Annotated in this window: 14 protein-coding genes and 1 riboswitch; of the genes, 5 read left to right on the top strand and 9 right to left on the bottom strand. The window is 67.8% G+C overall.

Annotation, left to right across the window (positions count from 1 at the left end; genetic code table 11):
- Positions 1–60: 60 nt before the first annotated feature.
- Entirely contained in the window at positions 61–828 is a 768-nt protein-coding gene (locus BLR21_RS30930) for an enoyl-CoA hydratase/isomerase family protein (protein WP_256335045.1), read from the bottom strand.
- Between the two features lie 7 nt (positions 829–835).
- Positions 836–1792 (bottom strand): magnesium transporter CorA family protein, encoded by a 957-nt coding sequence (locus BLR21_RS30925; RefSeq protein WP_090011541.1) that lies wholly within the window; start codon positions 1790–1792, stop codon positions 836–838.
- Between the two features lie 69 nt (positions 1793–1861).
- Between BLR21_RS30925 and BLR21_RS30920 the strand changes: the two genes are divergently transcribed.
- A complete protein-coding gene (locus BLR21_RS30920) occupies positions 1862–3187 on the top strand; it encodes a serine/threonine-protein kinase (protein ID WP_256335044.1) in 1326 nt (441 codons plus the stop codon).
- Here the strand turns inward: BLR21_RS30920 and BLR21_RS30915 are convergent.
- The gene (locus tag BLR21_RS30915; protein ID WP_090011537.1) at positions 3172–4029 is read right to left on the bottom strand and encodes a hypothetical protein; all 858 of its coding nucleotides are present in this window, start codon (positions 4027–4029) and stop codon (positions 3172–3174) included. The two genes, BLR21_RS30920 and BLR21_RS30915, sit on opposite strands and share 16 nt — an antisense overlap.
- On the bottom strand, positions 4022–4513 hold the full coding sequence (locus tag BLR21_RS30910) for an RNA polymerase sigma factor (protein ID WP_090011535.1): 492 nt from the start codon (positions 4511–4513) through the stop codon (positions 4022–4024). Before BLR21_RS30910 ends, BLR21_RS30915 begins: the two co-directional genes overlap by 8 nt.
- A gap of 79 nt (positions 4514–4592) precedes the next feature.
- Between BLR21_RS30910 and BLR21_RS30905 the strand changes: the two genes are divergently transcribed.
- Together BLR21_RS30905 and BLR21_RS30900 are read left to right on the top strand one after the other, a co-directional pair.
- Positions 4593–5078: a GNAT family N-acetyltransferase gene (locus BLR21_RS30905; RefSeq protein WP_090011533.1), complete on the top strand. Its 486-nt coding sequence runs from the start codon at positions 4593–4595 to the stop codon at positions 5076–5078.
- Between the two features lie 35 nt (positions 5079–5113).
- Positions 5114–6406: a YVTN family beta-propeller repeat protein gene (locus BLR21_RS30900; protein ID WP_090011530.1), complete on the top strand. Its 1293-nt coding sequence runs from the start codon at positions 5114–5116 to the stop codon at positions 6404–6406.
- A 13-nt stretch (positions 6407–6419) separates the two neighbouring features.
- Here BLR21_RS30900 and BLR21_RS30895 read toward each other — a convergent pair whose 3' ends face one another.
- On the bottom strand, positions 6420–6608 hold the full coding sequence (locus BLR21_RS30895; RefSeq protein WP_030475476.1) for an MbtH family protein: 189 nt from the start codon (positions 6606–6608) through the stop codon (positions 6420–6422).
- 111 nt (positions 6609–6719) lie between these two features.
- Between BLR21_RS30895 and idi the strand changes: the two genes are divergently transcribed.
- Complete coding sequence (gene idi / locus BLR21_RS30890; protein WP_030475475.1) at positions 6720–7307, top strand: isopentenyl-diphosphate Delta-isomerase; 588 nt, start codon at positions 6720–6722, stop codon at positions 7305–7307.
- Here the strand turns inward: idi and BLR21_RS30885 are convergent.
- From BLR21_RS30885 to BLR21_RS30875, 3 genes are all read right to left on the bottom strand, one after another.
- Positions 7293–8330: a ribonucleotide-diphosphate reductase subunit beta gene (locus BLR21_RS30885; protein WP_090011528.1), complete on the bottom strand. Its 1038-nt coding sequence runs from the start codon at positions 8328–8330 to the stop codon at positions 7293–7295. The genes idi and BLR21_RS30885 overlap by 15 nt on opposite strands.
- Positions 8330–10702: a ribonucleoside-diphosphate reductase subunit alpha gene (locus BLR21_RS30880; protein WP_256335043.1), complete on the bottom strand. Its 2373-nt coding sequence runs from the start codon at positions 10700–10702 to the stop codon at positions 8330–8332. The genes BLR21_RS30885 and BLR21_RS30880 overlap by 1 nt, the downstream gene beginning before the upstream one ends.
- A 106-nt stretch (positions 10703–10808) precedes the next feature.
- A riboswitch (cobalamin riboswitch) is annotated at positions 10809–11020 on the bottom strand.
- A 197-nt stretch (positions 11021–11217) separates the two neighbouring features.
- Positions 11218–11766, bottom strand: coding sequence for a LysE/ArgO family amino acid transporter (locus tag BLR21_RS30875; RefSeq protein ID WP_090011753.1), 549 nt, complete (start codon positions 11764–11766; stop codon positions 11218–11220).
- Between the two features lie 99 nt (positions 11767–11865).
- On the opposite strand from BLR21_RS30875, the gene BLR21_RS30870 reads away from it, so the two are divergent.
- The gene (locus BLR21_RS30870; protein ID WP_090011751.1) at positions 11866–12723 is read left to right on the top strand and encodes a LysR family transcriptional regulator ArgP; all 858 of its coding nucleotides are present in this window, start codon (positions 11866–11868) and stop codon (positions 12721–12723) included.
- Between the two features lie 3 nt (positions 12724–12726).
- Here BLR21_RS30870 and BLR21_RS30865 read toward each other — a convergent pair.
- Positions 12727–13153: transposase (locus BLR21_RS30865; protein WP_176929873.1), on the bottom strand; the 427-nt coding region annotated here is incomplete at its 5' end.

The raw sequence follows: 13153 nt of genomic DNA, 5'->3' as shown, positions 1-13153 counted from the left end.
CGCGTGAGCAGGTAGATCACGGTTTTATCACCGAGCCATCTGAATTTTTGATGTGTGAGATCAGCGACCGATGAAAGACGCGCGGCCGGGACCGTCCGTGAGGAAGCTGTGCACAGCGCGTGGCAGGTCCTCGGTCTCGAACAACGCCGACGCGATCGTCGTGACGTGAGCGTCGGCCTCCGGGACGCCACCGTTCTCGAAATGCGCGAGCACCTGTTTGGTCGCGAAGTGTGCCTGCGTCGGACCGGCCGCGAGCGACAAAGCGAACTGTTCGGCCGCGAGCGCGAAACCCTCGTCCGGAAACACCCGGTTGACGACATTCCACCGTTCGAGCGTCGCCGCGTCGTAAAGATCGCCGGTCATCACGAACTCCTTCGCGCGACCCACGCCCGCCCGTGCCGCCAGCCGCTGCGTGCCGCCCATCGTCGGCGTCAGGCCCACCACCTTCTCGACCAGCCCGAAGCGCGCCGACGACGAGGCCAGGATCAGGTCGCACGCCACCGCCAGCTCGAAAGCCCAGGTCAGGCACAGTGCGTGCGCGGCGAAGACGGTCGGGATCGGCAGCGCGGCGAGGCGTTGCGGCAGCACGAGCATGCGGTCGAACAGCTGCTGCGCCTCCTCGCGGTACTCCTGCGCGGCGAACAGCGACACGTCCACGCCGCCCGACACGACCCGGCCAGAGGCGTTGACCAGCAACGCGCGCGCGTCCCCCAGTTCGTCCAGGGCCTCGTGGAACTCGGCGTCGAGGTCGAGGGAGTACAGGTTGAGCGGTGGCGCGTCGATCGTGATGATCGCGAGCTCGTCGCGGCGGGTCAGGTGGATCTTCACAGCTGGCTCACAACCAATCGCGGCGCTTGAACATCAGGTACAGGATGTAGGAGAGGCCGAAGATACCCAGCGTGGCGGTCCAGAAGCCCCATCTCTGCTCGAAGCCGGGGTACGGGACGTTCATGCCGTAGTAGCCCGAGATCGCCGTCGGCACCGCGATGATCGCGGCCCAGCCGGTGACCTTCTTCATGATCGAGTTCAGCCGGTTGCCCTGCACGGCGACCTCGGCCTCGCGCAGGTTCGTGATCAGCTCCCGCATCGACTCGGTCAGTTCGACCGTGAACAGCGTGTGGTCCTTCACGTCCAGGTAGTACGGCATCATCACGTCGTCCACGAGGTCGTGCTCACGGTGCAACAGCGACCCCAGCACCTCACGCATCGGCAGCGCGACACGCCTGAGCTGCACCAGGGCGCGCCTGAGCTGCAACGCCCTGCGGCCGACGTGCGGCTTCTCCTCGTAGATGCGGTCTTCCAGGGCCTCGATGTCGTCGTCGAGGGCCTGCGCGGCGGCATAGTGACCGTCCACGATGTCGTCGAGCAGCCCGTGCAGCAGGAACCCGATGCCCGACGAGGCCAGCTGGGGCGCGCTGTCCCACCGCCGCTCAACGCCGCCCAGGTCGTAATCCTCACTCTCGCGCACCGTCACGAGCGCATTCCGCGTCACGAACACGTCGACCTCGCACGTCTTGATCTCGTGCTTGTCGTACCGGACCGCGTACACGGAAAGGAACAGATGAGTGGGATAGCGGTCGACCTTCGGGCGTTGCCGCTCGGAGAACGCGTCCTCGATGGCGAGCGCGTGCAACCCCAGTTCGTCGCGCAGCAGACCTATCTCGTCTTCGGACGGCGCGCAGAGGTCGAACCACACGACGGCGGAGTGATCTTCGAGACGCCCGGCCACCTCCGCGACCGGGAAGTCCCTGTCCACGAGTTCGCCGTTGCGGTACAAGCGGGTCCGGCCCATGGGCGACAACGATACGTAGATCTACTCAGATGTGAGGTTTCGGCCCGAGTTCCCGCTACCCTCGATCCGGTGAAGGTGGACCAACCACAGCGCATTGGGGACTACCTGCTCTTGGGCAGGCTTGGCCGTGGTGCCATGGGAACGGTCTACCTGGGGCAAGGCAGCGACGGACGCCAGGTGGCGGTCAAGGTCGCGCGGGCCGAGCTCGCCGACGACCCGCGTTTCCGCGAGCGGTTCCGCCGCGAGGTGCAGATGGCCCGTGCGGTCGGCAGCGCCGGCACGGCGGCGGTCGTGGACGCCGACACGCGCGCGCCCCGCCCGTGGATGGCCACGGAGTACGTGCCAGGGCCGACGCTCCAGGAGGCCATCGAACGGCACGGTCCCTTGCCGGAGCACCATTTGAGACGCCTCGCCGAAGGTCTGGCCGAGGCGCTCACCGCCATTCACCGGGCTGGTCTGGTCCACCGTGACCTCAAGCCGTCCAACGTGCTCCTCGGGGCCGACGGACCCCGCGTCATCGACTTCGGCATCTCCCGCGCGATGGAGCACACCGCGCTGACGGAGACCGGCATGGTCTTCGGCACGCCCGGTTTCCTCTCGCCCGAGCAGATCACCGGCCAGGAGGTCGCGTCCCCGAGCGACGTCTTCGCCCTCGGCGCCGTGCTGGTCTACGCGGCGACGGGCAAGGGCCCGTTCGGCGAGGGCCCGACGGCGACGTTGCTCTACAAGGCCGCCCACGGCGAACCGGACATCGACGGCGTGCCCAAACCGCTGCGGCCGCTGGTGCAGAAGTGCATGCACCGCGACCCGGCCAAGCGTCCCGAACCAGCCGAGGTGACACGCCTGCTGTCCCAGGTCGTCACGCCGAAGCCGCCCACCAGCAAGATGCCCGCCCCGATGACGCCGGCCGCCGCGACGTTCTCGACGTCACGGTTCGTGCCGATGGCGTGGGGCGGCCTGAACCTCGCCGTGGCCCTGCTCGCCGCCGCGATCGCCGACCCGGCCGCGCAGGCGAACGGCGCCACGCAACTGCTGGCACTGGCCGCGTTCTGCGTACTCGTCGTGCGCGCGGTGCGGTACTTCAGCGCCGCCGCACGCCGCAAGGTCGTGATCGAGATCAGTCGCGAAGGCATCGCCACGACGCGTAACGGCAAGTTCCACCAGTACTGGTGGTACGAGCTCGCACGGGTGCGCGTCGTGCCGCACAAGAAACGGCCGTGGGTCGTCGTCTGGCTCAAGGACCCGGCGCCGCGCCGCTTCTTCGGCGCGCACCACGGCGGTGTGCGGGTGTTCCCGATCGCCCACGAGCGCACCAGGAGGCGGCGCGAGCGCGAAGTCGCCGAACTGCGCGCCGCCCTGGCCTGGTACCTGCCGCGGTCCTACGACGGCCGCTGATCGGTCCACTCGTAGGTGATGGCGACCGAGGTCGTCACCGTGTGCGCCGGGATCCGCGGGTCGTTCGACCTACGCTCCTCCATGCCGGTGACCTGGCCGGTCGCCGGGTCGACGAGGAACAGCCTCGCGCCGCCGTCGGCCGACACCTTCCCGTTGTCCCAGCGGACCTGGGGGGACTCGGCGATCCTGCGGTACAGCGCGGCTTTCTCCTCGTTCGTGGTGAACGGCGAGAGCATCGCGGCCGCGGCGTCGTCCAGCCTTCGCCCGGGTTCGGCGCTCAGCGGCTGTCCGACGGTCTCCTCCTTGCACGGGGTGCTCGCGCAGAACGACTTCCACAGCACGGGGTTGCGGGAGGAGTCCATGAGGAAGTCCGAGGTGGGGCGCTGTGCACCCGCGACCGGCCGCTGGGCGCCGGTCGGCCTGCGGTAGATCACGACCATCTCGTCAGCGGCGGTGGGCAGCCACACGTCGAACTCGAACTCGATCGCCGACGACGCGTACGGCTCTCCCACTCCCATCACCTGCCAGATGCGGTAGGTGATGCGGCGGTACTTCGCCGTCGGCTGCTCCGCCACCTCCAGCAGCGTGGCGGCCTCCGGCAACGAGGCCGCAGGCTTCACCGGCAGCGTCGCGGGCGCGTCCCGCGAGGCAGGCCGCAGTGTCACCACGAGTCCGGTGATCATCACCACCGCGACGGCCGCCGCGGCGATGCCGGCCCAGCGGCGTGAGCGGGACCGCGGCTTCTCGGCGAACAACTGCTCGCGCAACCGGGCCAGCCGCACGTCGTCGCTCGCCCGGACCGGGTACAGCTCGGCGAGGTCGTCGTCCAGCACGTCACGCATGTTCCACTTCCTTCAGCTTCGCGCGCAGGCGGTGCAGACGGGACCGGGCGGTGCCGGGGTTGAGGCCGAGGGCTTCCGCGCTCTCCTGCACGGACAGCCCGGCCAGCGACACCAGCAGCACCAGGTCACGGTCGGTCTCGGACATCCGGGCCAGCTCGCGGGCGATCCGGCGCAGGTGCGCCCGCGAGTCGACGCGGGTGACCACCGTGTGCTCCAGCGACTCGGCGACACCGAGGTCGACGCCGTACCGTTCGGCGGTGCGCAACAGGCGGGTCTCGCGCTTGGCGTGCCCGCGCAACAGGTTCGTGGCGATGCCGTAGAGCCAGCCGACCACACTGCCCTTCTCGGGGTCGTAGCCGTCCTCGCCGCGCATGGCGGCCAGGAAGGTCTCGCTGACGAGGTCGTCGGCCACGTCGGCGCCCACCCGCCGCGCCAGATATCGGTGCAACGGATGGGCGTGCTCGTCGAACAGCTCCGCGAACATCACGCCCCCAGTTGGCTTCTCGCGGCGCCGGTGTTGCAGTGACCTGAATCACAGTGGACGGCCTTCCGATGATGGTCCCATGACCAACTGGACCGTGACGGCCACCGATGCCGCGCGTTCGCCGCTCAACCGCGAGTACAACGCGGAGATGATCAGCCGCTACTGGGGCCGGCCGACGCACGACGCCGAGATCGACGCCTACGAACGTGACGAGCAGGACCACGACGTGCCGGTGTTCCTCGTCGTGTCGCGCGATGGCGAGGAGGCCGGCTGCCTGGGCATGCGCTTCCTCGGCGACGGTGCCGGCGAGCTGACGCGGATGTTCGTGCGCTCGGCGTTCCGGGGACAGGGTGCCGCGTCGGCGTTGCTCACCGCGATGGAGACCGAGGCAGCGGAGCGCGGCATCACGACGTTGCGGCTCGACACGCGCGGAGACCTCGTGGAGGCGAGGAGTCTGTACGCCAAGCACGGGTTCGTGGAGATCGGCCGTTACAACGACGCCGAGTACGCCGATCACTGGTTCGAGAAACGGCTAACGTCCGCTCATCCGGTCGCGATGTCCTAAAGGGTCGGGATGACTCGCGCCAGGAGGCATTGAACATGCGGTTGCGTCCACTGGTGATGGCTGTCGCCGTCACCTCGGCACTGGTGGTGACCCCGGCCCACGCGGCACCCGCCGGCCGGGTTCTGGGTTACGTCGCCAACAACGGCGGCGGGGTGTCGGTGATCGACACGGCCACGAACGCGGTGTCCACGACGATCACCGACGGCGGTGGCAGTTCGCCGTACATGGCGGCGGTCGCGTTCGACGGGACCCGTGGCTACGTGACGAACTCCGTGCAGAACACACTGACCGTCATCGACACGCCGACCAACACGGTCGACAGGTCCGTTCCCGTCGGGACCCACCCGGCGGGCGTCGCGGTCGCCCCCGGCGGCGGCTTCGTCTACGTCACCAACTATCTGGACGGCACGGTGTCCGTGGTCGACACGGCCACGCTGACGGTCACCGCGACCGTCACGGTCGGCTCGAACGCCGACGGCGTCGTCGTCACCAAGGACGGTTCGGCCGTCTACGTCACGCACGACGTCCCAGGGCCGGGCAAGGTCTCGGTCATCGACACGACGTCCAACACCGTCGTCGCCACGATCGGCGTCGGCAACGCGGCGACCGCCATCGCGGCCTCCGCGGACGGCAAGCGGATGTACGTGGTCAACAAGGGTTCGGACAGCGTCTCCGCCATCGACGTCGCCTCGCGCACCGTCGTCGGCACCGCCTCCGTCGGCTTCACGCCGCACGGCATCGCGTTGACGCCCAACGGAACCCGCGCGTACGTGACGAACAGCGAGTTCGACTCGGTGTCCGTCGTGGACCTCACGACGATGACCGAACTGCAGAAGATCTTCGTCGGCGACCGCCCGATCAGCGTGGCTCTCACGCCGGACGGCGCCAGCGCCTACGTCACGAACTTCAACAGCAACACGGTGTCGATCATCGACACGGCGTCGAACACGGTCACCGGCACCATCGCCGTGGGCCAGCGCCCGGTGGGCATCGCGATCAGCTTCGTGCCGCCCGCCACGTCGAAGCTCGTAGCAGGGTCCGCCCAGCTGCAGTTGCGGCTCCTCGGTTTCACGGTCCGCTCGCTCGACGCGACGCTGACCGACAAGCACACCGGGGTGCCGATCGCCGGCCAGCAGGTCGTCTTCCGCACGGTGAAGGGCAACCCGCTCTGCACCGCGACGACCAACTCGTCCGGCAAGGCCACCTGTGACGCGCACGTGTCACTGCTGGTCGGTCTCTCCACGCTGCTGCAAGGCTTCACGGCCTCGTACGCGGGGAACAACGAGCACGGCGGTGCCTCTTCGCACGGGCACATCGCATTGCTCTAGTGGTGGAACTTCGTTAGGCCGCCATCGGCACGTCGAACCGGAGCGCGTCCACGTAGTCCGCACAGGACTGCCTGGACGCGACTCCGTGGACGACCTGCCAGCCGGCGGGCACCTGCAGCACCGCGGGCCAGATCGAGTACTGGCCCGTCGGGCTGACCAGCACCAGGAACATGGTGTGAGCCTGTGCGAACGGGGAAGTCATGCCCCCAGAGTGACCTGCGACACCTATGGTCCGGCTATCTCCCCGCTCAAGCTCACCCGACCGCGCGGTTCCCGATCTTGGCCCGCGTGTGATTACGTGGTGCCCGTGACTGTGGAACAGGTGGTCCTCCTGGCCGAGGACGGTTCGGCCATCGGCGTCGAGGACAAGGCAGTGGTGCACCACGCGGATACCCCGCTGCACCTCGCGTTCTCCAGCTACGTCTTCGACTCGGCGGGCAACACCGTGCTCACCCGCCGGGCACTGCACAAGAAGACGTTCCCCGGCCTGTGGACGAACACCTGCTGCGGCCACCCCCTCCCGGAGGAGGACATGGCCCAGGCCGTCCTCCGGCGCCTGCGCGACGAGCTCGGCATGAAGGTCTCCGAACCCGAACTGCTGCTGCCGGCCTTCCGCTACCGCGCCGAGATGGACGGCGTCGTCGAGAACGAGATGTGCCCGGTGTTCCGCGTGCTCTCCGACGACGAGCCGGTCCCCAACCCGGACGAGGTCGACTCGACCGAGCGGGTTCCGTGGAGCGAGTTCGCTTCGAGCGTGCTCGACGGCACGCGCGCGATCTCGCCGTGGTCGCGGCTGCAGGTCGCCGCGCTGGTGGAGCTGGGGCCCGATCCGCTGGCGTGGCCGGTCGCGGACCGGGCCGGGCTTCCTAAAGCGGTGCGGCTCGGCTCACCACTCCAGTGATCCACCGTTCTGGTACTCGATGACCCGGGTCTCGAAGAAGTTCTTCTCCTTCTTCAGATCCATCATCTCCGACATCCACGGGAACGGGTTCTCGGCCGGCTCCCACACCGGCTCCAGGCCGAGCTGTGCGCACCGGCGGTTCGTGATGAACTGCATGTACTGCTCGCACAGCTCGGCGTTGAGGCCGAGGATGCCGTTCGGCATGGTGTCGCGGCCGTAGGCGATCTCCAGCTCGCAGCCCTCCGCGAGCATGGTCCGCACCTCCTTCTGGAACACGTCGTTCCACAGGTGCGGGTTCTCGATCTTGATCTGGTTGATCGCGTCGATGCCGAAGTTCAGGTGGATCGACTCGTCGCGCAGGATGTACTGGTACTGCTCGGCGATGCCGACCATCTTGTTGCGGCGGCCGAGCGACAGGATCTGCGCGAAGCCGGTGTAGAACCACATGCCCTCGAAGACCACGTAGAACGCCACGAGGTCCTTGAGGAACGCCTGGTCCGTCTCGGGTGTGCCGGTCCTGAACTCCGGGTCCTCCAGGTGCTGCGTGAACTGCAGTGCCCACGCGGCCTTGTCCGTGATGGACGGGATCTCGCGGTACATGTTGAACAGCTCGCCGTCGTCGAGGCCGAGCGACTCGCAGATGTACTGGAACGTGTGGGTGTGCACGGCCTCCTCGAAAGCCTGGCGCAGCAGGTACTGGCGGCACTCCGGGTTCGTGAGGTGGCGGTACACCGCGAGCACGATGTTGTTGGCCACCAACGACTCGCTGGTCGCGAAGAAGCCCAGGTTGCGCTTGATCATCAGGCGTTCGTCGTCGGTCAGGCCGTTTTTAGACTTCCACAGGCCGATGTCGGCCTGCATGGAGACCTCGGTCGGCATCCACGCGTTGTTGCAGCCGGCCAGGTACTTCTCCCACGCCCAGTGGTACTTCAGCGGCAGCAGCTGGTTGACGTCGGCGCGGCAGTTGATCATCGCCTTGTCGTCGACGCTCACGCGTGCCGCACCGGCTTCGATGTCGCTCATTACTGGCAGGCCTCGCAGTCGGGGTCGGTGATGGAGCAGTTCGGGTCCACGGCGACGGGGGAGACGGCGTTGAGCTTGCCGTCGGTGCCCTGCAACGTGGACTTCTCCACGTGCGTCGCGCTCTGGGTGCGCAGGTAGTACGTCGTCTTGAGGCCGCGCAGCCACGCCAGCTGGTAGAGCTCGTCGAGCTTGCGGCCGCTCGGCTGGGAGAGGTACAGGTTCAGCGACTGCGCCTGGTCGATCCACTTCTGCCTGCGTGCACCGGCCTCGATCAGCCACGAGCTGCCGACCTCGAACGCCGTGGCGTACAGGGCCTTCAGGTACGGCGGCACCCGGTCGATCGCGCCGAGGCTGCCGTCGTGCAGCTTGAGGTCCGAGACCATCCGCTCGTCCCACAGCCTGCGCTGCTTGAGCGCCCGCACCAGGTCGGGGTTGATCACGGTGAAGTCGCCGGACATGTTCGACTTCACGTACAGGTTGCGGTACAACGGTTCGATCGACTGGTTCACACCGGCGATGTTCGCGATGGTCGCGGTCGGCGCGATCGCCATGACGTTCGAGTTGCGCATGCCCTTGCGGGCCATCTCCCTGACCGGCTCCCAGTCCAATGTGGACGAGCGGTCGACCTCCAGCTCACCCTCGGCGCGGGTCGCGGCCAGGATCTCCAGCGAGTCGACCGGCAGGACGCCCTGCGACCACAGCGACCCCTCGAACGACCCGTAGGCGCCGCGTTCCCGTGCCAGCTCAGCACTCGCGGAGATCGCGTAGTAGCTGATCTCCTCCATGGAACGGTCGGCGAACTCGACGGCCTCCTTCGACGCCATCGGCGTGCCGAGCGTGAACAGCGCGTCCTGGAAACCCATCAGGCCCAGGCCGACCGGCCGGTGCCTCAGGTTGGAGTTCCTGGCTTCCGGGATCGTGTAGTAGTTCACGTCGATCACGTTGTCGAGCATGCGCACCGCGGTACGCACGGTCTTCTCGAGCCGCGCGTGGTCGATGCCCGCGGCCGTGACGTGCCGCGCGAGGTTGACCGACCCCAGGTTGCAGACCGCGACCTCGTCGATCGTGGTGTTCAGGGTGATCTCGGTGCACAGGTTGGACGAGTGCACGACACCGCTGTGCTGCTGCGGCGAACGCAGGTTGCACGGGTCCTTGAACGTGACCCACGGGTGACCGGTCTCGAACAGCATGGTCAGCATGCGCCGCCACAGGTCGACGGCCTGCACGCGGCGGAAGACCTTGATCTCGCCGCTGTCGGCCATCTCCTCGTACGTGCGGTACTTCTCCGCGAACTCGCTGCCGAACGCGTCGTGCAGGTCCGGCACCTCGTCGGGGGAGAACAGCGTCCACTGGCCGTTCGCGCGCACACGGCGGAGGAACTCGTCCGGCACCCAGTTCGCGGTGTTCATGTCGTGCGTGCGGCGGCGTTCGTCGCCGGTGTTCTTGCGCAGGTCGAGGAACTCCTCGACGTCGATGTGCCAGGTCTCCAGGTAGGCGCAGACAGCGCCCTTCCGCTTTCCTCCCTGATTCACGGCTACCGCGGTGTCGTTCGCGATCTTGAGGAACGGCACAACACCCTGAGACTTGCCGTTGGTCCCCTTGATGTGCGCCCCGATGCCACGCACCGGGGTCCAGTCGTTGCCCAGACCGCCGGCGAACTTGGAGAGCAGCGCGTTGTTGCTGATGCCGTGGAAGATGGCGGCGAGGTCGTCGTCCACGGTGGTGAGGAAGCACGACGAGAGCTGCGGGCGCGTGGTGCCCGAGTTGAACAGGGTCGGCGTCGAGCACAGGAAGTCGAAGCTCGACAGGAGCTCGTAGAACTCGATCGCGCGGGCGTTCCTGTCGTCCTCTTCGAGGGCGAGGCCCATCGAGACGCGCATGAAGAACGCCTGCGGCAGCTCGTAGCGGCGGTCGTCGTGGTGCAGGAAGTAGCGGTCGTAGAGCGTCTGCATGCCCAGGAACTGGAAGTTCAGGTCGCGGGAGGCGTCGAGCGCGGCGCCGAGGCGGGCCAGGTCGAAGTCGGCGAGGCGCGGGTCGAGCTGGCCGAACTCGATGCCGGAACGGACGAACTGAGCGAAGTACTCCGGGTAGCGCTCGGTCATCTCGGCGTGTGACAGGGGGACTCCGCAGGCCTCGGTGCGGAGCTTGTCCAGCAGCAGCCGGGCGCTGACGTAGGAGTAGTCCGGGTCGTGCTCGACCATCGTGCGGGCGGCCATGATCGGCGCTAGCGCGAGTTCCGCGTCGGTGATGCCGTCGTAGAGGTTGCGTTTGGTCTCGGCCAGAACCGCCTCGGCCGACGCGTTGGGCAGGTCGGCGCAGGCTTCGTTGACGACCCCGGACAGGCGATCCAATGGGGTTGGGCGGTCGGGCACGCTCTCTCCTCCGAGATCTGCCCGAGGAAATGCGTGCGCGCGCCAGCAGACACACCACTGGTGCACACAGCCGCCCTCCCTCGGGGCACCGTGTCGTGCGCGCAGGCTTGCGCGCACACCAATGGCAGGTTTTCGGACTCGTGGGCGTCCCTCTCGCGCCTACCGGCCGTCGCTTCCCAGGTCTCGCGACCCAGTGCTTCGTTGACGGCTTTCGTTCCCACTCACCGCTGCGGGGCAGTCCCGGATTCCCACCGGGTTCCCTCTTGCCTCACCGGCCCGGTTGAGCCGAGCCGGTGAACCACTAGCGCGGCAGATACTACATGTGGTGGTGGGGCCTGGATCACCACCCAACATGCGCGTGTCGTGGGTTAGGGTCGAGAACGTGGGTGATCTTCGGCCTCGGGTCGTCATCGGTGCTCTGGTCAGTGCGGGCCTCGCTTCGGCGTCCCTTTTCGCCGGGACGGCGGCGCCCGTGACGAGCGGTGTCCTGGCGGTCGCGGCGGTGCTGGTGATGATCATGACCCGGCGATCAGGGTCGCCCCGAGAGTGATCATCACGGCGGCGATCAGGCCGTCCAGCACCCGCCACGCGCGGGGCTTCGCGAACAGTGGGCTGAGCAGCCGCGCGCCGAACCCGAGCGCGACGAACCAGGTGATGCTCGCCGTCACCGCGCCGATCCCGAACAGCCACCGGCCGGCCGCGATCGAGCCGAGCAGCAGCAGCGTGTCGAGGTAGACGTGCGGGTTGAGCCACGTCAGCGCGAGCGCCGTCAGCACGGGCCGGCTGTTCGTCTCCGTTCCGGCGTTCAGCGCCGACGGCCTGAACGCCCTGCGCGCCGCCAGAAACCCATATCCCAGCAGGAAAATGCCGCCCACAACTGCCGCGACCGTGATCGCCTGCGGAAACTTCTTCACGATCACGCCGAACCCGGCGACGCCCACCGCGACCAGGATCGCGTCCGATAGTGCGCACACGGCGACGACCTTCGCGACCGCGTGCCGGCGAAGTCCTTGGCGGAGCACGAAAGCGTTCTGCGCGCCGATCGCGACGATCAGGGTCATCATGGTGCCGAAGCCGAGCAGCAGGTCTGTCACGCGTTCCACGGTATTTACGCGGTCTTGATGAGACCAGCTAAAGATTCTTACGTACCATTAGCGGCTGTGATGGATCTGGACCTGGTGCGGACGCTGCTCGCGGTCGTCGACGCGGGCACGTTCGACGCGGCCGCCGCCGCGCTGCACGTCACGCCTTCCGCTGTCTCGCAACGCGTCAAAGCGCTGGAACAACGAACGGGCCGCGTGCTGCTGGTGCGGGCGCGCCCGGTCCGGCTGACGCCGTCGGGTGAGGTGATCGTCCGCTACGGTCGGCAACTGCTCGCCCTGGACCAGGACCTCGACGCGGCGCTCGGCGAGGACGCGGTCGTGCGGGTGCCGATCGCGGTGAACGCCGACTCGCTCGCCACGTGGTTCCTGCCCGCCCTGCAACGGGTTCCGTCGTCGCTCAGGATCTCGTTCGACCTGCACCGCGAGGACCAGGACCACACGACGGCGTTGCTGCGGCAGGGTCTGGTGATGGCGGCGGTGACGTCCTCGCGTGAGCCGGTGGCGGGCTGCTCGGTGACCAAGCTGGGCGAGATCCGTTATGCGGCAATGGCTTCGGAGTCCTTTGTGGAGCGATACCGGAACGGCCTGCCGAAGTCGTGGCTGCCGGACGCGCCGGTCGTCGTGTTCGATCGCAACGACGACCTGCAGGACCGCTTCGTGCGCACGCTGACCCGTGGCCGCGGCGCCTCGGAACACCGCCACTACGTGCCGTCGTCCGAGGTGTACGTGCGGGCGATCGTGGCCGGCCTCGGCTGGGGAATGGTGCCGCCGCAACAACTCCAGGACGGCCTCGTCGACCTCGCGCCGGGCCGCACGATCTCGGTGCCGCTGTACTGGCAGCAGTGGAAGCTCGACTCGCCGGCGCTGACCGCGGTGGCCGAGGCGGTCGCGGCCGAGGCAGGCGTCGCGCTGCGCTAGGAGCTAGTGTCCTGCGCCGGAAATCCGCCTGCAAAAGCGGGCGAGTGACTCGAGGATCTCTTCGGCGGTCTTGGTCCAGATGAAGGGCCGTGGGTGGGTGTTCCAGTCGGCGATCCAGGCGCGGATGTCCTTTTCCAGCGCCTGGACGCTGCGGTGGGTGCCGCGGGTGATCATCTGGTCGGTGAGGAATCCGAACCAGCGTTCGACCTGGTTGATCCACGATGATCCGGTCGGGGTGAAGTGCATGTGGAACCGGGAATGTTTGGCCAGCCAGGCTTTGATCGCCGGGGTCTTGTGCGTGCCGTAGTTGTCACAGACCAGATGCACGTCCAACTCGGCGGGCACGGTCTTGTCGATCGTGATCAGGAACTTCTTGAACTCGGCGGCACGGTGCTGGCGATGCAACTCGCCGATCACCGTGCCGTCAGCG

Source organism: Lentzea albidocapillata subsp. violacea (assembly GCF_900100275.1).
In the GTDB taxonomy this organism is placed as follows: Bacteria; Actinomycetota; Actinomycetes; order Mycobacteriales; family Pseudonocardiaceae; genus Lentzea; species Lentzea violacea.
This window is presented reverse-complemented; position numbering and strand designations above follow the sequence as displayed.